Source organism: Reyranella sp. (assembly GCF_030651995.1).
Taxonomy (GTDB): Bacteria; Pseudomonadota; Alphaproteobacteria; order Reyranellales; family Reyranellaceae; genus Reyranella.
Genome location: NZ_JAUSBN010000004.1, coordinates 1 through 25,114, shown reverse-complemented (window position 1 = coordinate 25,114; position 25,114 = coordinate 1). Strand labels below are relative to the sequence as shown.

23 protein-coding genes are annotated in these 25,114 nt (G+C 60.7%); 14 read left to right on the top strand and 9 right to left on the bottom strand.

The annotated features are described in order from the left end of the window. Positions 1–29 precede the first annotated feature (29 nt). The 4 genes from Q7V45_RS00355 to Q7V45_RS00340 all read left to right on the top strand — a co-directional run bounded on the left by Q7V45_RS00355 (position 30) and on the right by Q7V45_RS00340 (position 6,696). Positions 30–3,014, top strand: a complete 2,985-nt coding sequence (locus Q7V45_RS00355) for a glycosyltransferase family 2 protein (protein ID WP_304845163.1) — start codon at positions 30–32, stop codon at positions 3,012–3,014. Between the two features lie 48 nt (positions 3,015–3,062). Beyond that, positions 3,063–4,151, top strand: a complete 1,089-nt coding sequence (locus Q7V45_RS00350; RefSeq protein WP_304845160.1) for a glycosyltransferase family 4 protein — start codon at positions 3,063–3,065, stop codon at positions 4,149–4,151. A gap of 109 nt (positions 4,152–4,260) precedes the next feature. Further along, positions 4,261–5,652, top strand: coding sequence for a hypothetical protein (locus Q7V45_RS00345; RefSeq protein WP_304845157.1), 1,392 nt, complete (start codon positions 4,261–4,263; stop codon positions 5,650–5,652). 222 nt (positions 5,653–5,874) lie between these two features. Then, the gene (locus Q7V45_RS00340) at positions 5,875–6,696 is read left to right on the top strand and encodes an ABC transporter permease (RefSeq protein WP_304845154.1); all 822 of its coding nucleotides are present in this window, start codon (positions 5,875–5,877) and stop codon (positions 6,694–6,696) included. A gap of 306 nt (positions 6,697–7,002) precedes the next feature. On the opposite strand, the gene Q7V45_RS00335 is transcribed toward Q7V45_RS00340, so the two are convergent. From Q7V45_RS00335 to Q7V45_RS00325, 3 genes are all read right to left on the bottom strand, one after another. Continuing rightward, a complete protein-coding gene (locus Q7V45_RS00335; RefSeq protein WP_304845150.1) occupies positions 7,003–8,067 on the bottom strand; it encodes a hypothetical protein in 1,065 nt (354 codons plus the stop codon). Between the two features lie 35 nt (positions 8,068–8,102). Continuing rightward, the gene (locus tag Q7V45_RS00330; protein WP_304845147.1) at positions 8,103–9,248 is read right to left on the bottom strand and encodes a DUF563 domain-containing protein; all 1,146 of its coding nucleotides are present in this window, start codon (positions 9,246–9,248) and stop codon (positions 8,103–8,105) included. Between the two features lie 119 nt (positions 9,249–9,367). After that, positions 9,368–9,913 carry a MarR family winged helix-turn-helix transcriptional regulator gene (locus tag Q7V45_RS00325; protein WP_304845144.1) on the bottom strand — a complete coding sequence of 182 codons (546 nt, stop codon included), beginning with the start codon at positions 9,911–9,913 and terminating at the stop codon, positions 9,368–9,370. Positions 9,914–10,085: 172 nt separating this feature from the next. Here Q7V45_RS00325 and Q7V45_RS00320 point away from each other — a divergent pair, with 172 nt between their 5' ends. Then, on the top strand, positions 10,086–10,592 hold the full coding sequence (locus tag Q7V45_RS00320) for a hypothetical protein (protein ID WP_304845142.1): 507 nt from the start codon (positions 10,086–10,088) through the stop codon (positions 10,590–10,592). Between the two features lie 89 nt (positions 10,593–10,681). Next, the gene (locus Q7V45_RS00315; protein WP_304845139.1) at positions 10,682–11,314 is read left to right on the top strand and encodes a MarR family winged helix-turn-helix transcriptional regulator; all 633 of its coding nucleotides are present in this window, start codon (positions 10,682–10,684) and stop codon (positions 11,312–11,314) included. A 154-nt stretch (positions 11,315–11,468) separates the two neighbouring features. Here Q7V45_RS00315 and Q7V45_RS00310 read toward each other — a convergent pair whose 3' ends face one another. Beyond that, positions 11,469–12,122 carry a hypothetical protein gene (locus Q7V45_RS00310; RefSeq protein WP_304845136.1) on the bottom strand — a complete coding sequence of 218 codons (654 nt, stop codon included), beginning with the start codon at positions 12,120–12,122 and terminating at the stop codon, positions 11,469–11,471. 279 nt (positions 12,123–12,401) lie between these two features. On the opposite strand from Q7V45_RS00310, the gene cysD reads away from it, so the two are divergent. Together cysD and cysN are read left to right on the top strand one after the other, a co-directional pair. After that, positions 12,402–13,316, top strand: coding sequence for a sulfate adenylyltransferase subunit CysD (gene cysD, locus Q7V45_RS00305; protein ID WP_304845133.1), 915 nt, complete (start codon positions 12,402–12,404; stop codon positions 13,314–13,316). Continuing rightward, positions 13,316–15,214, top strand: coding sequence for a sulfate adenylyltransferase subunit CysN (gene cysN / locus Q7V45_RS00300; RefSeq protein ID WP_304845130.1), 1,899 nt, complete (start codon positions 13,316–13,318; stop codon positions 15,212–15,214). Before cysD ends, cysN begins: the two co-directional genes overlap by 1 nt. Before the next feature lie 129 nt (positions 15,215–15,343). On the opposite strand, the gene Q7V45_RS00295 is transcribed toward cysN, so the two are convergent. Beyond that, positions 15,344–15,628, bottom strand: a complete 285-nt coding sequence (locus Q7V45_RS00295) for a hypothetical protein (protein WP_304845127.1) — start codon at positions 15,626–15,628, stop codon at positions 15,344–15,346. A 335-nt stretch (positions 15,629–15,963) separates the two neighbouring features. On the opposite strand from Q7V45_RS00295, the gene Q7V45_RS00290 reads away from it, so the two are divergent. The 4 genes from Q7V45_RS00290 to Q7V45_RS00275 all read left to right on the top strand — a co-directional run bounded on the left by Q7V45_RS00290 (position 15,964) and on the right by Q7V45_RS00275 (position 19,302). Then, complete coding sequence (locus Q7V45_RS00290) at positions 15,964–16,950, top strand: DUF563 domain-containing protein (RefSeq protein WP_304845124.1); 987 nt, start codon at positions 15,964–15,966, stop codon at positions 16,948–16,950. Between the two features lie 75 nt (positions 16,951–17,025). After that, positions 17,026–17,664 (top strand): hypothetical protein, encoded by a 639-nt coding sequence (locus Q7V45_RS00285; RefSeq protein ID WP_304845121.1) that lies wholly within the window; start codon positions 17,026–17,028, stop codon positions 17,662–17,664. A 330-nt stretch (positions 17,665–17,994) separates the two neighbouring features. Further along, positions 17,995–18,711 (top strand): FkbM family methyltransferase, encoded by a 717-nt coding sequence (locus tag Q7V45_RS00280; protein ID WP_304845118.1) that lies wholly within the window; start codon positions 17,995–17,997, stop codon positions 18,709–18,711. 249 nt (positions 18,712–18,960) lie between these two features. Next, a complete protein-coding gene (locus Q7V45_RS00275; RefSeq protein WP_304845115.1) occupies positions 18,961–19,302 on the top strand; it encodes a hypothetical protein in 342 nt (113 codons plus the stop codon). A 93-nt stretch (positions 19,303–19,395) separates the two neighbouring features. Here the strand turns inward: Q7V45_RS00275 and Q7V45_RS00270 are convergent, their stop codons facing one another. The 3 genes from Q7V45_RS00270 to Q7V45_RS00260 all read right to left on the bottom strand — a co-directional run bounded on the left by Q7V45_RS00270 (position 19,396) and on the right by Q7V45_RS00260 (position 23,846). After that, complete coding sequence (locus Q7V45_RS00270; RefSeq protein WP_304845112.1) at positions 19,396–20,112, bottom strand: hypothetical protein; 717 nt, start codon at positions 20,110–20,112, stop codon at positions 19,396–19,398. 123 nt (positions 20,113–20,235) lie between these two features. Further along, the gene (locus tag Q7V45_RS00265) at positions 20,236–22,506 is read right to left on the bottom strand and encodes a hypothetical protein (RefSeq protein WP_304845109.1); all 2,271 of its coding nucleotides are present in this window, start codon (positions 22,504–22,506) and stop codon (positions 20,236–20,238) included. Between the two features lie 731 nt (positions 22,507–23,237). Then, complete coding sequence (locus tag Q7V45_RS00260) at positions 23,238–23,846, bottom strand: J domain-containing protein (protein ID WP_304845106.1); 609 nt, start codon at positions 23,844–23,846, stop codon at positions 23,238–23,240. Between the two features lie 144 nt (positions 23,847–23,990). Here Q7V45_RS00260 and Q7V45_RS00255 point away from each other — a divergent pair, with 144 nt between their 5' ends. Further along, entirely contained in the window at positions 23,991–24,353 is a 363-nt protein-coding gene (locus Q7V45_RS00255; RefSeq protein ID WP_304845103.1) for a hypothetical protein, read from the top strand. Between the two features lie 45 nt (positions 24,354–24,398). Here Q7V45_RS00255 and Q7V45_RS00250 read toward each other — a convergent pair whose 3' ends face one another. Then, positions 24,399–24,737 (bottom strand): hypothetical protein, encoded by a 339-nt coding sequence (locus Q7V45_RS00250; protein WP_304845100.1) that lies wholly within the window; start codon positions 24,735–24,737, stop codon positions 24,399–24,401. A gap of 164 nt (positions 24,738–24,901) precedes the next feature. Between Q7V45_RS00250 and Q7V45_RS00245 the strand changes: the two genes are divergently transcribed. Further along, a partial coding sequence (locus Q7V45_RS00245) for an NAD-dependent epimerase/dehydratase family protein (RefSeq protein ID WP_304845097.1) occupies positions 24,902–25,114 on the top strand: 213 nt, incomplete at its 3' end.

The following is a 25,114-nucleotide window of genomic DNA, read 5'->3' as shown; positions in this document are numbered from 1 at the left end:
AGGTATCGCTAGGAACTGCGGGGCAAAGAATGCTGGGCGACGCCGGCGGCGGGCATCTTTTCAACTCGACGTTCGAGAACTGGGTATCTGCAAGCGTTGTGAACCCGAGAAGCGGGTTCCGCTTCTGCAGGGAGTGGTTCCTAACGCATGTGAGCCGCGGTCAGCCGATGCAGATTGCACTCGAGCCTCTGGAGCCGCGATCGGAGAGGGGCGTTCGGTTGCTGCTCACCACGCCGCCCGAGCAAGTGCGATTTTGGCATCCATTGGACCAAGGAGCGATAGAGGGCGGCAGCAAAGTCGTAAGGGTTCGCCTGAGGGGAGTGCAGGGCGACGGCGCGAAACTGCAGCTGGATTCGATTGCCTTGTTCAATGGCAATGACGAGCAGCGGAAAGTGGACCGCCGATTGATCGGTGCCGTTCCTTTGAACCGTGACTGGCACGAGTTCTCTGTCCCGCTGCGGCCAAGTGGCACGTCTCCACCGGGACAACGCTATCTCTCGCTGCGGTTCTCCGGTGCGGGCACGGTCGAAATCGAATTTTGTCGCATCGAGGATCCTGTTGTTGCGACCAGGGTTCTGGCCTCGGCCAAGAGCTTCGCCGCGAAATTGGTTACGGGCTTCCGTCGCACCGCCCCCGTGGCGGCTGGCACCGACGGAGTGCACGATGAGGGCCATGGGGTTGTCGAGCCGCCACTGGTCGTATCCGCCAGCACCACCGAGGTCACGAGCGTCAAGATCGAGCCTGCGGCTGCACCGTCGTCGCCGGTCAGCCCGGCCGTCTCCAATGTACTGCTCAATGCGGGATTCGAGAAATGGACGGAGAACAGGCCGGCCCACTGGAGCGTGACCGCACCGCCTGGCGTGACGATCAGGCGTGAGTCACCGACGCGAGAGCGACCGTTTGCGACGCCCAGTCTGGCGGTGGTTTTCGGCAAGTCGCCGGCAAACCACGTTGTTTCCATTGCCCAACGGATCGAAGGATTTTCTGCGCAGCAATTCGTGGACGTCGTGGTCGTCGGGCGAGCTGACGCCCGCACGGAAGTGGAGGTTGCCCTCACCAATTCCTCGGGCAAGATCATCCCGGGAGCGCGGACAACCGTCATACTTTGGTCGAAGTGGCTCTATCGCACGGCACGGCTGCGACTGCCTGCGAAACTCGAGGCGGGGCAGCAGGGAGTGGCCCTGATCGTTCGCGACGGACAGAGCAGCACCGTTCAGTTGGCCTTTGTCGCCGCCGGCGCCGCAGGCGAGGCGATCGCCGAGGAGTTCAAGCCGCGCCAGGTGCCGCTCGACTCGAACGCCGTCGTAAACGGACGTTTCGAGCATTGGTCGGGCAAGCTCAGGCTCGCCTTGGCGACACGGCGCACCGAGATCACGGATGAATGGCTCCTGGCGTGCAAGTCGCCGTGCCCCGCCGTCGAGGCGAGGCTCACCGAAATCGCGCCGCGCGGATTGAGGGATGGTCGTGACCATTCCAGCGTTCTCGCCCTGGCGCTCCATGGCGAGATCGCGGGACCCTACTTGCGTCTCGAGGCGGGGCTGGACTCGCTCCAGATCCTGGCAGCGTCGGCACGCCAGCTCGGCTTCTGCGCGCGCGCGGCCGAGCCGGCAGGGTCGGCCGGCAAGCGGGAAGCTCTTGTCATCCAGCAGATCATCGTCGCCGAGCGTCGACGGATTGCTCCTGACAGGCCCGACTTCGACGTCAAGCGCCTGTTCACGATCCGCAAGAACGTCAGGATCAGTCGTATCGGCGAGTACCATACGCTGCCGCTTCGGAACGACCATCGCCAGCTTCTGGAGACGAAAGCCAGGGAAACGTTGCGCGACGTCGGCCACGGGCTTGTGTTGATCTTCGAGTTCGCCGGCGTTGTCGATATTGCCATCGGCGACGTTTATCTGGGCAGCGGAACAGCCGTGGCGGAGAATGCCGGGTCCCAGTCTCATGAAGTCAGGATGGAGGACCCCAACATTGCCGGGCAGCTGGCCCTCGTGAAGGGCCTCGAGCACTGGCAGTCGACGCAGCCCATCCAGGCAATGGCCCCTCGTTCTGCCGCTGAAGAGGGCGGGGCGACCAGCTGGGCATGGTTGCCCGACTCGAAGCACTCGGTCGACATCGTCATTTGCGTTTACAATGCCGTCGAGGAGACTCTGGACTGCCTCGAGTCGATCGCCCGGAATACGTCAGTCCCGCACACGGTCACGATCATCGACGACAAGTCGGGCGATACGACACGTCTGCAACTGCGGTCGTATGTACGAGGCAAGCCCTGGATTCGACTGATCGAGAACGAGACGAATCTCGGTTACACGAAATCTGCGAACATCGGCATGAGCCGTTCCACCGCCGAATGGGTCGTGTTGCTGAACAGTGACACGATCGTCACGCCAGGCTGGCTGGAAGGAATGTTCGAGGCCGTCGAAGCCCACCCCAAGGCGGCGATGATCGGACCGGTTTCGAATGCGGCCTCGTGGCAATCGGTGCCGGACCTGCATGACGTGAAGGGCGGTTGGAGCAGCAATCCGTTGCCGGAGGGAGTCCGGCCTGAGGATGTGTCGCGGCTGGTCAACACCCTGTCGCCCAGGCAGTTTCCCGAAGCGACCCTGCTCAATGGCTTTTGTACGCTCATGAGGCGAGAGGTGATCGAGCAGGTCGGATACCTCGACGAAGTTGCGTTCCCCATGGGCTATGGGGAGGAAAACGACTTGTGCCTTCGTGTGAGGAAGGCTGGCTACACGCTGGTCGTCGCCGACCACGTCTATGTTTACCACGTCAAATCCGCGAGCTTTGGAAGTGCGCGTCGGGCTGAACTTTCCAAGCGGGGGACAGCCCAGCTGGCGCTCAAGCATCCAGAGGTCGATATGAAGGCGGTTCAGCGCGAGATGGCGGAACTGACATCGTTGACGGAGCTGCGCAAGCGGTTGCGTCGGCGGTTGCGCGGCGAAGCCCCGCAAGCGGCGGCGCCGTCGGCCGGGAAGCACGAGCGGTTGGCTTCCACCGGCACGGCCGTCACCTGATGCCAAGGCTGAGGCGGCAATAGAGTTTTCTGGGACGGGGCAACATCCATGGAAGCCGTCAGTATCATGTTCGTGCTGCCCTCCGGCGGCGGCGGAGGTGGATCCAATTCCGTCGCCCAGGAGGCCATGGGGCTGGCGAGGTTGGGTGTCGACGTGCGGTTGGCGGTCAACGTGCCCAATTACAGCAAGTTTCTCGCAAGCTATCCCGAACTCGAGGCACTCAAGATCCCGGTTCTCTCCTATGCCGATGGTGCGGGGCTCGCCGAGCATTTGGCCTCGTGCCAGATCGCAGTCGCCACGACCAATGCATCGGTATTCGATGTCGCCAATGCGCGTGCGGAGATGATGAAGGGCGAGCCCAAGGCGGCCCCCAAATTTGCCTATTACGTGCAGGATTACGAGCCGTTGTTCTATCCTGCCAACAGCGAGCGTTGGGTCAAGGCCGGCCAGTCCTACACGGCGTTGAAGGATGCCATGTTGTTCGCCAAGACGAACTGGCTGTGTGACATCGTCTACGCCAATCACGGCATCAAGGTCCTCAAGGTCATCCCGTCGATCGACCATGAGGTTCACTATCCAAATCTCCGTCGCGCCGGCTCGCCTCTCTCGGTCGTGGCCATGCTGCGACCGGCGACCCCGCGGCGCGCGCCAAAGCGGACGGTGCGGATCATGCGGGCGATCGCCGGGAAGTACAGCGACGTGTCCATGCAGGTGTTCGGCGCCTCGGACGAGGAACTCGAAGCTGCGGGCATCGTGCTGCCGGCCAACGTCAAGAACTGGGGTGTCCTGAAGCGCTCACAGGTGCCAGACCTGCTTCGATCCAGTGACCTGTTTCTCGACCTGTCCGACTATCAGGCGTTCGGGCGAACCGGTCTGGAGGGAATGGCTTGCGGATGCATTCCCATCGTTCCCGTGCTGGGCGGGACCAGCGAGTACGCGGTCCATGGCCGGAATGCCTTTGTCGTCGATACGCGCAGCGACCAGGAGGTTTTGTCGGCGATCGATACCTTCATCACGATGACGCCCGCTGCCCGTGCGGAATTGCGCCAAGCCGCCCTCGAGACCAGCGCTGAATTCACTGTGACAAAGGCGGCCTTGTCGGAATTGCGGATTCTCCAGCAGTTCGCGGGGGGCTAGCAGGCCGGAAATGCACAATGCCCTAGAACATTTTGGCTGTTAACGATGTCCTGGATGTTCTAGTCTATACAAGGACATAGCCGCATCATTTCAACCGGTCGGGAGCTTGATGGCGAACCCAAAATCCGGAAAGCACCTTTCGCTGCTCGAGGCGATCAATTCTGATGGCGGGGAGCAGGAGGTCAGGCAGAGGGGCGGGACCCCTGCTGGCGGGGCCCACGATCGGTCGGCGGGCGCCGGAAGCGTGGACCGGCGGGATGGGGCTCCTGCCGGGTTGCTGAGCCCCGAAGAGGCGCGGACGCCGCCCGTTGGTCCAACGGGCCGGGCCGATGCCGTGGACACCACGGTCGACATACCATTGCCTGAACTGCCGAGACGCTCCTTGAAGCGTCGGTGGGGCGGTATTGTTTCCTTCCTGCTCTGTGTGGTGCTGCCTACGCTGATCGCCGGCGTCTACTACTTCGCCTACGCAACCGACCAATTCGTGGCCAGCTTCAAATTCACGGTCCGGGACATCAGCACGATGACCAGCACGTCGTCGGCTTCCGATGCGCTGACGGCGATGGTCGGCGTCACCGCCTCGACGAGCCCGATCGAGAATTACATGGTCGTGGAGTACATGCTCAGCCGTCAGGCGGTGCAGGATCTTCAGAGCAGGATCGACATTTCATCGCGCTATTCCCGGCCGTTCATCGACGTCTGGTCGCGTTTGCCCGACGACGCTTCGTTGGAGCGCTTCGCCAGGTATTGGAAGATCATGACCAAGGTCGAGTACGACACCATTCAGGGGTCGTCGGCCGCAGAGGTGCGGGCATTCACGCCCGAGGACGCTTTTTTGATCGCGAAGACGCTGTTGTCGCTGGCAGAAGACCTGATCAACGAGACTGTGCAGCGTCCGCAGCGCGAAGCCGTTCAGTATGCGGAGGTCGAGGTCAAACGGGCCGAAGATCGGCTGAGGTCCGTCCTGGGGGAGTTGGCGGCATTCCGGGATCAGTCGGGCGTGATCGATCCCATGAGCAACCTGGTGACGTCGAATGCCACGGTGGCAGCGACACTGCGCAGTTCCATGGCCATGATTCAGACCGAAATGGCAATGCTGAGGAAGCAGGGCCTCAACACGAACTCACAGCAGTTTCAAACGCAGCAGATGAAGCTCAAGGCGACCGAGGAGCAGTTGAAGGAGGTCGAGGCGCAGATTTCCAAAGCCAAGCAGTCGGGGGACTCGTCGATTTCGAAGATCGTCGGTCGATTCGAGCAGTTGGAACTCGAGCGCCTGTTTGCGCAGAACATGCTGACGTCGACAATGCAGTCCCTGGAGCAGGCCCGCGCCAACGCTGCGGCGAAGCGGCTCTACGTGACGGCATTCGTCAAGCCGGCCGAGCCCCAGGTGTCGACCCATCCCAGGCGCTTCATCGCCGTGCTGACCGTGGCGGCCGCCAGCCTGCTGTTGTGGACGATCAGCCTTCTGCTCAGCCGGTCGATCGGTGAACACCTGACCTGATGGGCAGTACGAAGCCCGGCGTCATTGGTCGTGATCCATTTGGAGCGTTATAGCGAAGGTGCCAACGACAACCCCCACGATCAGGACGGCCCACATCGTGTGGTCCAGGAACCAGTGTGAGAGGAATTCGAGCGCTGTGGCAATGGCGGTCATGTGGAAGGTGCCTCATGTGGTCATTCACCAGTGCGGGGGAGGTTACGCGAGTATTGCGGTGAGATTCAAATGATCGGTCAGGCCAGCAGTTTGTGGTTGGGTATTTCCAACTGGTTCGTGGCGCTCTCCGCGTGGCGACGCGTGATCTGGCTGGCGATGTGTCAGATCTTCCTCGGCCTCAGCCGGAAAAACAGTCTGGGACTGGTTTGGGCGCTGGCCGAACCGCTTGTCGCCGTGTCGATGATTTATGCCATTCGCGGCCTGCTCAAGATGAACACGCCGAACTACGGCTCATCGCTGTTCCTGTTCTATGCAACTGGGTTCATTCCCTACTTCATGTTTTTACGCCTCTCGAGCGGGACTCGGAATGCCGGCACCGGTCCAGACAAGCGGTTGCCTGGGATGTCCGCCTTGGATGCCTACATCGCCAGTCTTCTGGTCAATTCCACCATTTGGATTACCATGATGGTGGCGCTCTTTCTTGGCATGTGGTGGCTGTCGGACATCCGGGAAATAAGCAATATCTCCATTTCCGTGTGTGCGGTGCCGATTTTCCTGCTTATCATGCTGGCCATGGGCGTGGGCATGCTGAACACGGCCATCAGTCGCTACGTTCCATTTTGGAACCTCTTCTACTCGCTTGCGACCAGAGGGTTGGTGTTCCTGTCAGGCATCCTGCAGATCGTCGATCTTCAAGCCCCCCACCTTCGGTATTACTCAATACTCAATCCGCTGTCGCATGCAGTCGAGTGGTTTCGTCTCGGCGTCTGGGAGCGCTATCCCCACAACTCATTGGACGAAGGCTACCTGATTACATGGGTCCTGGTTTGCTTGTTTCTGGGCATGGTCATTGACCGCGGATCGATCAGGACGCTGGGACGATTCAGATAGTCGGCGGTCGCCAAGATATTGGACGCTGGGCGCGTCGCTCGTTCCTCATGAGCCATGACGTTTCGTGAGCTGACACCGTCGTAGGGCGTGTCCTGCTGTAGCTGTCGAAGATCTCGCGGCGAATATCGCTGGCGGACCGGGCCGGATCAGCGGGCAGGCCTCTTCGCGATTGCGCCGATTGAGCTCCGCCGGGCTCACGCGGGCCCGCCGTTACCGCCACCTTTGGGCTCGGACGCAGGGTGAGCCGCTGTCCCGTGCCATCCGCAGGCAATCGCGCGATGTGCCGGCGGTTGACGGACGACTCCCTTAACCGAGTGCCTTCCGCAGCACGTCGACCAGGGCTGGGTCGAGCCGCGACTGGTACAAGCCCTGATCCAGACTTTCCAACACGTCGCGCTTCACCTTGTCAGGGACAGCCGAAAAGTCGGGTAGGAAGGGCCTCTCGGGGGGCGGCGTCAGATTAACGGGGAACAGCTGGCCCATGTGCCGGCCAAGAGCCTCCATGTCCAACCGGTACAGTTCGGCGAGGTCGAGCCATTGCTCACGGGTGAGATACTGCACCCGGCGAGGCTCGACGCCCTCCGTGCACTTCTCGAAAAGCTGTCGGGTCAATTTTGCTGAGCGCAGGTCAAAGGCCACTGACGCCGACCTGGCGGCCCGCGCAACGGCACGCTGCAATTCGAGACTCATCCAGTGTGGCGAGACGTTGAGCGTCTCGACATCGGGAGAGATGGCGTTCAGTCCGAGTGCGTGCAGGACATCGCAGATGAGATCTCCGTCATGGAGAGCTTCGGGAAGCAGGGGCCGAACGTGCATTGCCTTCCATCCGAATACTTCCGCCCAGCGCTCTATGCGCGGTAGAGCGGATATGCTCTTCCGCATCGCGGTGTAGTAGACGTCGAAATTCTCGATGTTGGCCGCCCGCTTGGTGCGTTGGCCATAGATCGACTGGAGCCAGCTTGGGTAGTCGCGGATATAGCAAAGGAGATGAATCTTTCGACCTCCGGCGTGGCGCTTCAACTGAGCCATGCCGTCCGTCGTCAGCGAGAACAGCGCCTCGGCGGAAATGAAGACCTTCTTTCGTTTGTTTCGACGAACATCCTTGCGCAGCTTTTCGATCGTTTCCGGGTCGCTCTTGGGAGTCTGCAGGGCCGCCGCCAACCGCGAGTGATTCGCGAGGCCGTGCACGGTGAGAGGGCAGGCAACCCCCATCGCGTTCATGAATTCGACGTAGTCGCTGGCAAGGCTCTGGATCGTCGACGAACCTGACTTGCCACGCCCGATATGGACAAAGAGCGGAGGCAGGACCGAAGTCTTTGTCGGGGAATCTGTACGGACTTGCCCTTCGCCGACCTGTTCCTGTTGCGTCATTTGCGCACCTGTCGTGTCGTAGTCTTGGCCATTCATTACTTCAGATCGGCGTCGACGGCGCGGCGCACAAACGAGAGAAATGACGACTTGTCGAGGATCAGATCGGAATTGTTCGGGTTCTTCTTCGACTGCCTGTTCTCAACTTTCTGCCCGACGGCGTAGTAGTAGTTGAAGTTGAGTTGGCTCGCGATGCGCAGAAACGCCGAGCCATGCACGCCGCCTTCCGGAAATATCTCGATCAAAGTCGTATTCGGGCGACAGAAAATGATGTTCGTGAGGCCCGCTCCATGGGCGGCAAGGACGATCCTTGCGTTGCGGAAGGCCTCGATCTGTTCGGTGAGTGAGAGCTTTCCTGGCGAAATTATGCGGAACCCCATGTCCCTGAGCCCCGGCAGAAGGTCGTTCTCGTTCAGAATACGGCGCATGGAGGATTCGTTGCGGGAGACATAGAGGAGTTCGCCGGACCTGTCGCGCGTTCGATGTTCCGGAGGGATGATCAGATTGTCGAGGAAGGAAGCCATTTCCCGAACCAATCCGGCGATGCGCTGGCCGCCGCCAAAGGTGAGGCCAGAGGAATTGACCGAGCGGCCGCGCAGGAAGCGATTGCTGTGGTCGGCAACGAACGGCTGCCAGGTGAAGAGGTCGACGACCTGCTTCTGAAACTGGGTTCCCAGTTCGGGAATCACGACATCCAGATTGCTTCCCCGCAGGTTGTCGCGGAGCACGGTTGACCGTCCGCAGACGAACATTTTGGCGACGCTGTCGAGCCACCAACGGCAATAGTTGCCCATACGCTGGGAAGCTAGCGGCAGGACGATGCGTCCGTCGTCGATCAACGGCGCTGCCGCCAAATCCTCTGCGGACGCACGTTGATAGGTCGTCACGAGCTTCGGCACGACGGCGGTTTCCCGCACCGGATTGCCGTCGATCAACGTGAGACCCGCCTGGATGTCGACGTGAGTGTCCTCGGCGTAGACGACGTACACCGGCCCCGAGTCGAAGCCCGGCTCGATCCCTTTCGATTCCGGCAAGGAAGCGCGAAAATGCCGATGTGTCTTGAACTTCTGGGTCTCCAATACCTCGAGGAAGACCCCCTTCTGAACTTCGAAGACGCCGACTTTGTTTCTCGCGGAATTCGACAGAGACAAGACGTCAGCCGGCAATGTGTCACTGGGACTCACACGGCCCTCCCATTTCGAAACCTACCGAGAACAAAAATACACAACAGCATGTCCTCACGTTCGTCAACTTTGGAGAATACCCGCCCGCATTTCGCTGGCACACGGCGCTCCCAGCCAGTTCATTCCTTGCTGAGTGCATCGTCTGGCCTATCCATTTCCGCCTTCTTCTTTTCTCTTCTCTTGGTTCGCTTGGCCGCCAACTCCGGAGTCCCATCCTGGACGATTCTCAGCATGAGGCGCATCTGCTTGCTTGCCATTGTCAGGGGGCGTCGTTTCCCCCGCAAGGCCTCTGTAAAAAGCCCCTGCAACTGGGTGTTGAGACTTCCGAGCTGCTTCTTTCCGCTGTCCGTGATGCGAATCACGTTCCTTCGGCTGTCGTCCTCGGCGTGAGTGATCGATATCAGCTTGGCTTCGCTCAACGATGTGCACAGCTGGTTTGCGCGCTGTCCGGTTACACCCAGGCTCCGTGCGAGGATTTTGTTGCTCACACCCTCCTTGTCGGCGAGGACCGACAAGGCCAGCCATTCGGTCAGGCTTACGCGGGCGTTCTTGAACAGAGGAAGGCTCGCCAAACCGCCGATCAGCCGGCTTGCGGCCACCACCAGCGTTGCCAGGTCTAGAATGTCGATCGGGTCATGGGACGCCTGCGCGTCAGCCGCTCGCATGACATGAATCCATTCTCATTCCACTCCGCCTCCAATTGCGTCCGGTGCGGGGTTATTGTAAAGTCCCTTGTCTATTGTGCAAGAGGCTGCGAGCGGTGCCTCTGATGTTGCGGATCCAGTCGATGTACGACGCCTGTCTGCCTTCGAACTGCATTGAGCTCCCGGGCAAAGGATGAAGAAGCTCTTTCGCTATCTGATAGGATTGGGAGTGCAGACCTCGCCTCCATCCGAGAAGCGCGGTGCGCCCGCACACGAACTGGCCTTGAAGCAGGCAATTGCACGCCGGCGCGACGAAAAGACCGGAGGTGTGGATGTTGGTGAAGCCTCCGCGATTTCCGAGTTGCCACCCGCGACTCACCAGGTGGAACCGGCCGGTGAAGGTGCGGGCAGACCGGGTGGCGGAGAGGTGCAATCGCCATCGCTCGTGAAGCGGCGAAAGGAGCGCAGGGCGAGACGCCTGGTCGCGGAACCTGCCGCGGAGTCTGAAAATCGCGAGATTGCTCATCAGCTTGTCGACATTGCGATGGGCGTCGGAGCCCCGGGCGCGAAGCGGAAGAGGCAGCGTCAGCTTGGCGAGATTGATGCGGGTGGGTCGCAGGCGAAGCGCAAGATGAAGCATCGGCAGGCCGACGCCGATGCCGCAGCTGGACGCCGGAAGCGGCGGCGGGAAGCGCAGTAGTCTGGTCGCCCGGCGAGACGGGAGATTGACCAATATGGACAAGCGGCTTTAGTATCTGTATGCGAGTTTGGGCGATTGGAGGGACCTTTATGGCTATAAAGAAGGAAAGCAAGGACAAGCCCGAGGCAGTGGCGAATCCTGGCGGGCAGAACGCGGACGCGGCGCCTGCCGAGAAGGCTGCCGCCGCAGCTCCCGCGGAAGAGATCAACGTCGATGACTTCGGTCGCCTGGTTGCCAGCATGAGCCGACTGCTGGTCGGTTTTGGTCAACTGAAGCCCCTGAGAGAAGCCGGCCTGGGGCTTGGCGAGTGGGTGGCGCTGGGCATGTTGGCGAGGCAGGAGGGCGCGACCATCAAGTTGATGAGTCGGAATCTCGGCGTTCCGGTTCAGCGCGTTTCACAAATCACCGGTTCGCTCACGCAGAGCGGACTGATTTCGGTCGGGCAAACAACCGAGGCGGAGTCCCAAGGGGCCAAGGCCGGGAAAGTGATTAAGGTCACGGACGCAGGCAAGGCCAAGTTGGAGGCCATCAACGGCGAACTCAAGTCGGTTCTGGGCGGTATGATGAAGGCCCGCACGTTGAGTGCTGCGTTGAAACGAATGGCCCCCTTGGGACGCGGTCTTCGTGCTGTGAATACCGAGAAGGTGGGAAAGAAGAAGGGGAAAAAGGCGAAGCAAGCGGCGGCCGCATCCGAGGCGCAGGCTGCTTCGTCGCAGAGCTGATTATCTACGGCTGAGGCGCTGGCAAGCACTTCGAGGCCGGGGCGGTGTCCCGGCCGGCGTGCCGGGGAGAAGGTGACGCAAGCTGTGCCGTTGGAGTGGGATTGAGAACCCCTGATGACTCCCTCGCGTCGTCTGAGCAGGGGAGGCGCAGTTTTCAGATAACGAGATCTACGTCGTCCTCGTAGTTCTCATCCTCCAGCGCTTCGTTCGGGATAGCCGATTCTGGCTCCAGTCGTTCGAATACCGCGAGAGCGTCATCCAGCCGCTGATAAAGCGTGAAGTTGCCACGGTATAGAATGGCAGCCTTGGCATCCGGCCCCAGTGACCTGGCGACTCGATCTGAGCCAGCTCCGACCACCACGGCCGCTTCTTCGCTTCGGCGGGCCAGTGCCTGTTGACAGAGCTTGCGAAACTGGGAGCGGCCGCCGGTGGGCATACCTACGAAGAAGTAATGATCGCAAGGGATGGCAAAGGTTAGAGCCAGGTTCAGTTCGCGCCTGAGTGCGATGGGAAGCTGGCCCGTCGGCGTGCGGAGCAGGCGATCATACTGAACGGTGGCCGCTACGAAATCGATGACCTGTTCGGCGTCGAATCGATAAAGAGGCGCGAGAAGCTTAATGAGCTCTGGCGGCGTTCCGCCCTTGGAATATCTGAGAAATCCTCCCGGCGGCGAGATCTTGCCTTCGGGTTTGACCCATCCTTCGCTTGGTATCGAAAGGCCCGCGATGATATTCACGAAAACCGACAGGGCAGCCTGCTGATGGCTGAGAATGACGTACTTCGAGCGGGGCTCGATCGTCCACGTCACGTCCCGGGCAATCGTGCGCTGAAAGCGCCTATGTCCGATCACCTTCGAGACGGAGTATAAATTAATCGTCAACTGGCGCCGTAAAGAAGGGGGGTTCTTGGATTCGCTTGGGCTAGCCGGTATTCTATGGGCACCAGCGAATGCACGCATCCAAAATTTCACCAGAGGTCACGCGGGGAAGGCCTTCATCGGATGGCGAGTAGCAGAATGCTGCGTGCCGCCGTCGAGCAAACGAAGTGCGAGGCGCCCCGAAATGTCTCCAAGCAGAGGAACGGAAATTTGCTCACTGTTACCGATCGTCTAAGTCACCTTCAGCGCCTGGAGGCTGAAAGCATCTACATCATGCGCGAGGTCGTGGCGGAGTGCGAAAATCCCGTCATGCTTTACTCGATCGGCAAGGACTCGTCTGTGATGCTTCATCTCGCGATGAAGGCATTCTATCCGGCCAAGCCGCCCTTTCCCGTGATGCACATCGATACCACCTGGAAGTTCCGGGAAATGATCGCGTTCCGCGACCGCATTACGGCCGAACTGGGGCTGAAGCTCATCGTCCACATAAATCCCGAAGGGGTCGAGCGGGGCATAAATCCCTTCACGCATGGATCGGCGATCCATACCGATGTCATGAAGACGCAGGGATTGAAGCAGGCCCTCGATTTGCACGGCTTCGATGCGGCATTCGGCGGTGCGCGCCGCGACGAAGAGAAGTCGCGCGCCAAGGAACGGGTCTTCTCTTTCCGCAGCGAGCACCACCGCTGGGACCCGAAGAACCAGAGACCCGAGCCGTGGAATCTCTTCAATACACGCAAGCGCAAGGGAGAGAGCATCCGGGTCTTCCCGCTCTCGAACTGGACGGAACTCGACATCTGGCAATACATCCATCAGGAGAAGATCCCGATCGTGCCCCTGTATTTCGCCAAGGACAGGCCGGTCGTAGAGCGCGACGGAAACCTGATCATGGTCGATGATGAACGGATGCCGCTGCAGCCGGGCGAGAAGCCTGAAATGAAGCTGGTGCGCTTCCGCACTCTCGGATGCTATCCGCTGACCGGCGCCATCGAGAGTGAGGCGACCACATTGCCGGCGATCCTCGAGGAGATGTTCCGCGCCAAGCATTCGGAGAGGCACGGACGGGTCATCGATCGCGATGGCGAAGGGTCGATGGAGAAGAAGAAGCAGGAAGGCTATTTCTAATGGATGGTTCGGAAGAGCGCCTGGAAGCATATCTGCGCCAGCAAGAGCACAAGGAACTTCTTCGCTTCATCACCTGCGGAAGCGTCGACGACGGCAAGTCGACCCTGATTGGCCGACTTCTCTACGAAGGCAAGATGCTCTTCGAGGACCAGTTGGCGAGCCTCAAGACGGAGAGCGCGAAGGTCGGCACCCAGGGAGGTGAACTCGATTTCGCGCTTCTCGTCGACGGCCTGGCTGCGGAGCGCGAGCAGGGCATCACCATCGATGTGGCCTATCGCTTCTTTGCGACCGACAAGCGCAAGTTCATCGTCGCCGACACGCCGGGTCACGAGCAATACACGCGCAACATGGCGACCGGCGCGTCGACGGCCGACCTGGCGATCATCCTGGGCGACGTCCATCGCAGCCGGGAGCTGCTGACGCAGACCCGGCGGCACACCTACATCTGTTCGATGCTCGGCATCAAGAAGCTGGTGCTGGCCGTCAACAAGATGGACCTCGTGGGTTACGATCAGGCCGTTTTCGCGGCCTATACCGCGAAGTACATCGCATTCGCCAAGCAGCTGGGCATCGAAGACGTCGCCTGCATTCCCATTTCGGCGCTGCTCGGCGACAATGTCGTCGCGCCCAGCCCGCACATGCCCTGGTATCACGGCCCCGCGTTGCTGCCCTACCTGGAGACGGTCGAGTTCGCTCCCCAGGAAGAGAAGCGGCCGTTCCGGATGCCGGTTCAGTGGGTGAACCGTCCGAATGCGGATTTTCGCGGCTATGCCGGCACGATCGTCAGCGGAACGATCCGGCAGGACGACCGCGTGAAGGTCCTGCCGTCGGAGCAGGAGGCGATTGTAACGCAGATCGTCACCGCGGACGGTAACCTTCCGGCGGCGATTTCCGGACAGGCCGTCACGCTCGTCCTCGATCGGGACATCGATGTCAGTCGCGGCGATCTGGTCTGCGACCACCAGCATCCCGTGCCGATCGCGGACCAGATCGTCGCGCGGCTGCTCTGGATGGCGCCCGAAGAGATGCTTCCGGGCCGCACCTATCTGATCAAGGTCGGGGCGACCACGACCGAAGTGACGGTGACGTCGCTCAAGCACAAGATCAACATCAACACGCTCGAGCATACCGCCGGCAAGACGCTTGCCTTGAACGAGATCGGCGTCTGCAATCTCTCCTTGGCGAAGGCCATTCCGTTCGCGCCGTACGCTGAAAGCCGCGAACTCGGCGGCTTCATTCTCATTGACCGGGTCACCAACCAGACCGTCGGCATGGGACTGCTCGACTTTCCCCTGCGTCGTGCCACCAACATTCACTGGCAGGAGCTGGACGTCAGCCGCGAGAGCCGCGCTTTGCAGAAGGGGCAGAAAGCCGCCGTGGTCTGGTTCACGGGCCTCTCCGGGTCGGGGAAGTCCACCATTGCGGTCGCGCTCGAGAAGCGACTCTTCAGCCTGGGGCGTCACAGCTACATCCTGGACGGCGACAATGTCCGGCACGGCCTCAATCGCGATCTCGGATTCACCGATGCGGACCGCGTGGAAAACATACGCAGGGTCGCCGAGGTGGCGCGGCTGATGGCCGATGCGGGGCTCATCGTGATCGTGTCCTTCATCTCTCCGTTCCGCAGCGAGCGCCGGATGGCCAGGGAACTGATCGGTCATGGCGAATTCGTGGAGATCTTCGTGGATACGCCGCTCGAGGTTTGCGAATCCCGGGATCCGAAGGGGCTGTATCGCAAGGCTCGCAAGGGCCAGATTCCCAATTTCACCGGGATCAGTTCGGCCTATGAAGCACCGGAGAATCCCGAGATCCGCCTCGAGACCGGCGCGCAGTCGGTCGAGGAATCGGTGGAGCAGTTGATCGCTCATCTGAGCGGCAGCGGGACCTTGAAGGTATAAAGGCAATGCAGGCCGTCAAGGCCTGTTGCGGAGCCGCCCTCGAGCTCGGGGGCGGCGGGAGCGGGGCGGACCCAGCCCGCTCAGGGCTTGAAGCGGTCCGCTTGAATTCGAGGCGGCGTGACTATGCGCTCACGTCGTCGGGTCAGTGGTTTCAGCCGCACGCCGGCTTTTCAGCAGCTCGCGACGGTTGGCCCGGACCGCCTTCTTTGCGGCCTTCCTGGCACCCACGGCCTTTTGGATCGTCGAGGTCTTCTCCTCAAGGAGCAGTTCACGTTCCGCCGGAGAAAGCAGCAGCGGCTTCACAGGCTCGAACCCCCGGGGATCCTGACGTCTCCAGAGCCCGATCAGAGCAGCAGTCGTCAGGACGAGAACGATCGCGCCCAACGACAGAATTTCGGAGTAAATCACAGACATTGGATGGCTTCGGGGGATTGCATTATTCGTGCATTTTATCGCTCGTCATACCAAGCATAGCACGATCCTTCTCTTGAAGCAGTGGAAGGACAGCATAGTCGAGGCATTCCAAAATTGAACTTGGGGAGATGAGGCCCAAATCCGATGTGATAGTCTTCGTCGCCCCATCTTGGCATTCTGAAGTCGACTGGAGCGTAGGCTGTTATGGACAAATGCTGCAAGATGAAGGAGAGCCGGCTTCGCTGGAGCCTTCGGTCGCTGCATCCGGGGATTGGACGCTTCGATGACGGGCGGTTTGCTAGTCCCGTTTCAGTCCTTTAGAACCGCGTCAGCTCATGACCGTCGCTGACCTCCGCGTCTCCGCAACCACTCGCCCGATTGGGCTCAATCGAATCTATCATCGCTCGGCCGCCCCCTTGTCTCAGCGCCCGATCGAGATCGAGAACGCGAGAGTTCTGACGCTCGGCTGGCATGTGATCGCGCCGGGAAGGGGAATACTCGTCAATTCCGAAGTCGCACATAAGAAGTGGCTGGTTCAGAAAGGCCGTGCCGAGCCTACTGTGGCCTACTATCCTCGGTCCTGGTGCAGCGTCGAACGGCCTTGCATATTGCTGGGTGGCTATTCGAACTATTACCACCACTTGGTGGACTACATGTTCAATCTCTACTACGTGGAACGAAGTCCGCACGCCAACAAGTCGCTGCCGTTCCTGGTATTGGAGATGCAGCATCCTTTCCAGAAGGATATTGCCCGGTATCTGGAGCTCACCCCGGATCGCCTCATAGAAGTGAAGCCTTTGAGTGCGGTGCGTTGCAGGGCGCTGAGCGTTATTCCAAGATCATTCCGAAAGTTTGGATCCGCGCTGGAGCCAGGTGTCTTCGACTGGATCAGAGAGCGCTTCGTCGGCGGGCGAGCGGGTCATCGGGGGCGCCGCATCTACATATCCCGGCGTTTGGCGGCGCAGCGCAGGGCGAGCAATGAGGCGGAGGTTGTAGCTCTCCTGAGCGGCAGGGGGTTCGAAGATGTCGCTCTGGAGGAGTTGTCGTTCGAGGCTCAGGTTGGGCTTTTTGCCGAGTGTGAAGCCGTTGTCGGTGCGCATGGAGCTGGCTTATCGAACGTCGTATTCTCCCCTCCGGGGTGTAAGGTTGTCGAGATCGCCCCGGAAGACTGCGAACCCGGCCGCCGGTTCTTCGAGAATATCAGCACGGGTGCCGGCCACCATTTTGTTCGCGTCGCCGGGGGTATCGGCTTTCGGAAGGAGCAGTTCGAGGTCAACCTTCCGGCATTGGCGACGGCCTTGAATGATCTCGAAATTCGCTGATCCGCTCCTGGGGCGCGGCAAGGCTGTGTCAACGCGTGGCATCTTTATTGCGTCGAGAACACTAGAGGTGAAATAATGAAGGGTTTTGTCGTCGGGTTTCCGAAGTGTGGCACGACCACTATTCATGAAGCCTGTATCAAAAGTGGGCTTAAGTCGGCCCACTGGCGAGTCCCCGAGGGATTCTGCGGCAAGATGATCTACAAGAGGTATCTCGCGGGTGAAGATCCTCTGTTGGATCTCAAGGCCTACGACGTGATCGCCCAGGCCGACATTTGCCGTCCCGCATCGGGTTTGAATTTCTGGCCGAATCTCGACATTGCGCTATTGCTTACCATTCGCCGCTTTCATCCGGAATGTTGTTTCATTCTGAATACAAGGGATATCGCCGGCCATATCGCCAGCATCAATGGCTGGGCAGACCTTCGTCAGTGCATTATCGACGCCGACATAGTTGGCCTGCCGACGGGCTATGGCAAGAAGGATGAGCACCTGCGCATCTGGATGGAGAATCACTATCACGCGTGCCGAACTGTCTTCGCCAATGACCCGAAGTTCGTCGAGCTTCCAATTACCAGGAATGACGAGTCTCGGGCGACGCTCCAGAAGGCTCTCGGAGTCGATATCAATTGGTGGGGCGTCTCCCCCAAGACCGCCCGCAGGAAGAAGGACAGCGGCGCTGCACCTGGAAGGGGTGTAGCCTTGGCCGCGCTATGATCCGTTAGCTCGCTGAGACGCTACCGTTGTGCGCGTCGGCTCGACGCCTTGGTCGAGCTGATTGTCGTGACGATCGACGGCCGTGTCCCGGGAGCGGCCTTTGATCGTTGAAAGCGTTGATTGGGGAAGTCGCCATGGCCGAGATTTGGATTGCCCGGCAGTCCGGCTTCTCCGAAGCTGGGGACGGTGTTCTGCTCCGAGTGGACGCCGCCAGTTGTCGAGACAGCGAGGGCACAAATGCGGTTCTGAACGAGTAACCGTACTGAATGATGCAGAGTGCTATGGCCAAGGCGTGTCGGCTGGGGGGCGTTTGAGATGGGAGAGGTTTCTATGGAAACGGTGAACCAGAAGGTTATCTACGATATCGGCATGCATAACGGAGATGACACGGAGTACTATCTCAAGAAGGGATTCCGTGTCGTTGCCGTGGAAGCAAACCCATCGCTCTGCGAGGCGGCCAAGACGCGTTTTGCCGAGCAAATTGCGAGCGGGCAACTGCAGGTTCACAACGTAGCGATCGCGGCGGAAGCCGGGGTGATCAAGTTCTACGTAAACGACAAGAAGAGCGTCCTCAGTACGTTGCACGAGCCCGCCGATATGTCGGGATGGCGCGAGGTTGAATGCAAATCGCTGCCGCTGACATCGATTCTCGAATCGCCCGATTCCATCGAGTTCGTGAAACTGGATATCGAGGGCGCGGACTTGCTGGCTCTGGAGGATCTGTATCGACACAGAGTGCTTCCCTCCAACATCTCATGCGAGGCGCACCAGGTCGAGGTCGTGTGCAAGTTGGTGAGCATGGGGTATCAGAGATTCAAGCTGGTTCGCTGCTCGGTGATCGGGAAGCGGGACAAGCCCAGCAAGATCACCACCGCCGACGGTCTGGTCGTAGGGCATAAGTTCATGCGGCATTCGTCCGGCCCGTTTGGCAACGACCTTTCGGGGCGGTGGCTGACGGCGGATCAGGTGCTGTACGCTTGGCTGGGCAGAGGCATCTTGTACGGCGGAGGCTGGTATGACGTTCACGCCGCCATGCCGAAGACATGAAGGACGGTCATCTGGCTGCGTGGTCCGAGTGTGGGCGGTCAACCATTCCGATTGCGGATTGATCCATCGACATCATCGCCAAAGGGTGGCTGGGCTCAGGCAGGGTAGGGCGTCCAAGCTTTGATGTCGCAGTCACCAATAGGGTATTTTTGCTATGATATGGGTTCGTGGAGTGTTTTGCTTGAGCGTCGTGGCAAAGCTTAAAGTTCTGCGAGCGGACTAATCGAGGAAAGTGAGAAGGCGTTCGTCATGATGACAGAATCCGAACGACTGGATGGCCTGCTGAAGCAGATGCGAACTGCCTTTGATGAGCGGCGCTGGGAAGAGACCGTTCAGCTGTTCGACGAAGTGAGAAGCTTCGGGAAACTTCCGCGAAACGCCCGTGTCGAGGCTACTTGCCTGGCCGCCAGAGCCATGGTCGGGATGCAGAATCGACCGGGAGCTCGCAAGCTCCTGTCCGGCATTGCCGCGATCGAGCACACGAAGGCTGCTCCCTATGCGCATCTCGCGCAGGCTTACATGGACCTGAAGAACTACCGAGAAGTGGCGAGGATTTGCCAGCAGATAATATCGCTCGACGACCCTGCATAAAGGGCGTGACTGGGCCGACACCGTTTCAGTCGGCGCCGCATCTGGAAGCGCGACCCGCTGGCAGGGTGAGGAGCCTGCCGTCAAAAACGCCTGTCAGCGCTCCCAGCCAAAAAGCTCGAACTCCGGAGCGCAAGTCTCTTGAACAATGCGCCGTTGCTCGGCTGTCAGCATCTCTCTTGCCGGCTTTCTGTCCCGTTCGAGTTCCCGGGCACGAGGAAGCTCGATGGCAGGAAGGCCCACTCGTTCGCATATCCGCTGCATGTCGGCCTGGATCGTCTCGTGCTTCACGAAATCGTCCACGATGACCTGTCCTCCGACGATGTACCACGGGTAGCCGACGTAGCGCTTCCCGGAGCGCACGACGGTTTCCAGGGCCTCGCCAAATTCACGGGCCCGGCGGGAGGCGTGTCGGTTGACGTGGAAGGCGAGGGACACGGCCTTTTCATAAGGGTGCCGCTCCGCCGTGAATTTGAAGGCCGTATCCCAAAGGTCGCCGGCTACGGCTTTGATACTGACCGCCCTCGCATGTGAAGAGGCGCTGTTGCCCTTCTTGCGGATGAGGGCCATGGCTTCGCGCGCCGCCTTCGGCTTGTTCCGCTTCAAAGCATCGACATAGGCCGTCACAACAGCCTCGGGAGCGAAATTGCGCGGGTAGACCCCAGCTTCCACCCTCTGACGATCGAACTTCGGGTTGATGGGCGAAAGGATATCCTCCGGACCGCAGTGCGGCCCAATCGCCATCTCGATGGATGTGCCGGCGGTCTTCATCGTCTTGATGAAAATGAAACCGTATTTACGCGAAGCGATCATGTGTCCACGACATCGGGTGCCCCATAAGACGTCACTCTACGCCTGCAAGCCGGAAAGGGAAAGTTGCGGGAAGAGAGACAGCCGTCGAAATTGACGGAGGCGGAGAGGGCATCCTTAGCTGTCTCATTTCGGAAAGACGATTGCCCTGGATCGGCCGACGCCTGGCGGAAAATCAGAGCCGTTGGCCGATGAAGTGTCCTTCCGGGGTTTGGTCGCGTCGCTGAAATCGAAGCTTGCGGCGTCGTTGCCGAAGCGCATGAAGATCTTTCCGCTTTCCCATTCCGACCGGACGAACGGCGAGTCGTACAGGCGCGCCGGAGACAGGTCGACGGTCTGGCCCGTTCGGCTTCCGACCTTCTGCGGTCCGTAGAACGTCAGGTCGGCGAACCTGAGCCCCTGGCGATCATGCTCGACCTTCTGGGCTTTCAGGGCCGCCTTGAATTTCGCGAAGTCGTTGGCGTAGTCGCTTGCTTCGCCCGCCACGATGATGACCGGCGAGTCCGGATCCTGCAGCGTCACGACATTCCTGTTGGGGTCCGAGTTCTTGTTCTTCTCCGCAGGGTTGAGCCATTGATAGGCTTTGGGGGCGGTTCCCACCACTCGAACCGCGCCAAAAGCCGTACCCTCCCTGACGAATATCCAGCCCTCTTCTTCGTCCACGCGGTCGAAGGTACTCGACAGGTAAACCTCGACTCGCATGTTGGACCCGCCCACACCCTTCGACCGCTGGACGATCAGGACATTGCGGTCCTGCAGGGAGGCGAAGCCGTCCATGACCCGCTGTTCCCGGTCGAGTGCTCCGTTGCGTGTTATCCTGGCGATTCGAGGAGCGATGCGCGCCGCGCGATCCCCTTCGAAAACGATCCCCTGCCAGCGGTTCTGGCCGCTGATCGGGGCATAGGTCGCCGCGGGGTCGAGAACGAACGACCCCATCACGTAAGATGGCGTCACGAAGCCATAACGAAGGACGCTTCTTTCCGCAGCCAATGTGCTGACCTTGGCCTTGCGCTCACCGACGCCCGGGACCCTCTGGACGTTCTCATAGATGCCGCGCGCCAAGACGTCCCGGCCCAGCTTCAAGACAACGGGTGGCGGAAAATATGTGCTGGTCGCCTGATCCGTTCGAGCCGGCGGAGAGCCCGGCGGCCCAAAGATGAGATTGTAGTTCGGATCGTCGCCCCCATAGAAGAACTTGTCCTTGAAGGTATAGACGCGGCTCTTGGCGCCGCCCCTGACGCCGTTCCGCAAGCTGTCCTGGGCGATGAGCGCGTAGGTCACGTCAAGCAGCATCTCGGCTTTCTGCCGAAGGATCGGATCCTCGGCGAAGTCCCGGATGTTCTGGATCGCCTGGCGCGTCTCGTCCTCGTACGAAGGAGAGCCTACTTCGATGTAGATGCCGCGCTTGGCACGTTCGTCCAACACCTTTGACCAGTACTTGCGCCAGGCTTCGTAGTGTTCGGCGGGCTTTCTGCCGTCCTCGAAGGCCCGGTCGGCGAAGTCCGGGCTGTTCTTCAGGAACTGGGATGCGAGGAGGGAGGAAGAACGCGAGGCGAAGATATGATTGTCGGACCCGCGAAACGTCCAAAGGTCTTCGAGACTGCTCGAATGTCTATAGTCATTGAAGCGGGTCTGGAACGCCACCTTATGGAACTCCGCTTCCATGTGGCGCTGTGCGGCGGATGTCAGCCGGCCCGGGAACGTTCCGGACCTCGCGTTGAAAAGACCGTAGAGGCGCACGGTGTCCATCGAAAACAGGCCGAACCCGAACTCCGGATGCTGCGGTGCCTCCCAGGGGCCGGCGAGGTACGCGTTGACGATTTCAATGTCCTGCTCGAAGAGCAGCGATGCGGTGGCGTAGCCCACCCACCGGTAGTCGTCTATCAGCTTGGCTCCCGTGATCGCCAATGCGACCGACGCCCGTGCCCGTTCCAGGTAGTCGGCCGGCATGCCCGCCATCGCCAGCGGCGGCCAGTGAAGAGGTTCGACCCTCTGGGGAACGGCGACGCCAACACGGCAGGTCCCGGTACCCTTCGGGCCGGAGACTTCCATCTCGTAGATCTTGGTGCGATCCGGATGATCCAGCACCTTCTGCTGCGGGGCGAGCGATACCGACCCGATGCCTTCTATGCTCGCGGATGTCGCGTGCCTTGTCGTCCAAGTCACCCTGACCTGCTGCTGCCCCGGCTTGAGAACGACGTAAGGCGCTACGGAAAGAGTACAGCCCGGACGCTCGGCGGCGGCGGCTCGGTTTGCTCGGCGTTGAGCACCCGGGCGGGCATCCTGCCGCTTCGTTGCCGCGTCATCGGCCGTGATGGCCGGGCTGGCCGCATCTTGGGCATGAACCGCCGGGAAGTACCCGACCGCCAGGAAGGCCAGGAGGAACTTGAGCCGCATTGCCGCTCCGCACATTCAAACGCCCACTCTATGCCGCCTGATGGTGCGATAGGGAAGCGGATTGGGGCGGGGTGAAGATCGCGAAGAAATATGGCCCCGCGGTGGCTGTTGTCGTCGCCTCTGGACGATGGCGTGGGAATGCAAGGTTGGCCGAGCTCGAGGGGTCCTTTGGCCCTCCATTATGGTTGGTGCACGGCAGTGGTAGATTGCGGTGGGGCGCTACACACGACCACGCCGCTCCAATTTCGAGATGCCGTTGCTTGAGGTTGTGGAGTTGATGGCCGACTCTTCATCGGCCTGACGTGCGATCCACCGATTTCAAAAGTGATCGGCGCGGTGCCCTGGCGTTCGACCGGATCCGATCGCCCGTCCGCCAGATCACCGTCCACGCAGCAGTGTTCGCATCAGGGTCTTGATGATCTGCTTGATCATCGTGTTGCCGGCCGTTCTTGCGACACGGCGCGCCATTGGGCCCATCGGCGAGGAGGAAGGAGCTTTTGGTTGGACCGGGGCCGCCCGCCGGGAGGGTGGCGGCGCGGCGGGAACGGCGATCGGGACCGGAGTCGCTGGGGCAGGGGCTGCTGGCGCATGGGCTGCCTGGTTCATGGCGGCTTGTCGTGCGGCACGTTGCAGGCGTTTCCGTGCCCGGCGCTCCTCGCGAGCCTGCATCCGTGCGGCCATATCCTGGTCGCGATCCGAAGGGGGAGGCGTGTTCATGAAAGGAGCAGGTGTCAGCGCCGCAATTCGCGCAGGGCGGCGGCCCGCGCGAGGTTGAGTTCGGTCATGGCCCCATGCGAGCCGGTGGGCTGGTCCGGATGCAGCTTCTTCGCGAGCGCGCGATAGCGCGCATTGATGTGTTCCACGGTAATACCCTCGCTTGAGCGGATGTGCAGGACGACACGCCATCCCCGCGATGTGCCGGATACATCGGGAGGCGGGGGAGAACCAGCATACCCGGCGAAGGCTTGTGCCAACAAGCCGATCCCCAGATGCTCGAGGGATGCGGCCACCGTGCGAATATGGCGGGCGAGGGCAATGACATTGTCGCCGGCGCGCTGCCAGCGATCACATGCCAGCACATAGTGTTGCGATCCCAGCGAGAAATAGACGGCGGCGCCCGGGTCTTGGGGCGTGACGGCCTCGCGCAGCCTTCGCGGCTCGGCATTCAGCGATACAATTACCTGTCCCGCGCCAAGCCCTTCGAGGACCCGCTTCAGACGCTTCACGGCCGCGGGAAGGGGCATTCCCTTGCGCGCATCGGCGAAGGGGAGGCGCTTCGCCGCCGGCGTGCGCTGCCAGGCCTCCGGCCACATGAGCGGAGAGGATGTCGCCTTCTTCATGCAGGGGCGCCGTCATTCGGCTGACGCCGGACGGCCCGCGAGGGGAGTCGCATTGTGAGTTTGCCGGTCAGCACTTGTCCTTTTGAACCAGATACCATGCGATCTATGATGAGTCCGAACCATCGCTTCAACGGAGGTGTACCCATGGCCGAAGAGCAATCGCAGTTCAACGCAGCGAAGTTCCCGCGCGTTACGAAAAAGGCGATGGAATTCTATCAGAAAGGCGCGTCCGAAGAAGAAAAGAAGATCGTGGCCACTGCAATCCGCAAGGCTGCAAAGACCCTGAAGAAGGAAAAGCGCGCCAAACAGGACGATGCCAAGGACAAGCCGGAAAAGAGGGCGCGCCAGCAGGCGAGTCCGGATCGGCTTGCGGCGGGCCTGTACAAAGTCCTGTCGGAGTCCGGCACTGCAAAGGTGACGGGAAACCCGTCAACGGGTGCGCTGACCGAGATTCAGGGGACCGTCGATCTCAACGAGGTGGCGCGCAAGCTGCTTTCGGCAGCCTGACAGGTCAGACAGCTTTCCATCGAAGCGCCTCGCTATGCCGGGGGCTCAACGCTTGTCGTCTGCGTCCTGGGCCATTTGCTCGCGGATATGATCGGATCGCGCCAGCGCCTTTCTCATCAGCCGGTCGACGAATGCCTTTCCGGAACTGTGAAGGCGGTCGCGATCGTCTTCGCGCAGGACGCTCGAGTTCGAGCCTTGGCCGTATCGCCGCTCCCAACGCTCGATGGCGAGACGCGCGAGTTTTCGCGCCTCGTCATGGCCGGTTTCCAGCATGTCGCGCGTGAGCAGAATCTCGAGGATGAAGTCATGTGCCATTGCCATCGAGAGGGCGGCCGTACTTGAATCGATGCCGCGAATCCGTTCGTCTTTCTCGAGTTCGAACATGTCCATCTCCCCAGCCGCTGGCGCGTTCAGACGATAGCGACAGTCGTGCGAAGGGGGAAGGCGGCAAACCGTGTGTGCCCGTGCCTGTAATGATTTTGAAGTGAATCCCGGAGCTTGATCGCCTAGTGTCGCTCGCGACGTCGGAGGCGATTCCAAGAGGCATCATGGGCAAGCGTATTCTGGTCACGGGCGGTGCGGGGTTCCTCGGCTCGCATCTTTGCGAGCGGCTGCTCGATGCGGGCCACGACGTGCTCTGCGTCGACAACTATTTCACGGGCAGCAAGGCCAACCTCGCGGCCTGCCTCGACAACCGGCGCTTCGAGCTGCTGCGCCACGACGTGACCTTCCCGCTCTATGTCGAGGTCGACGAGATCTAC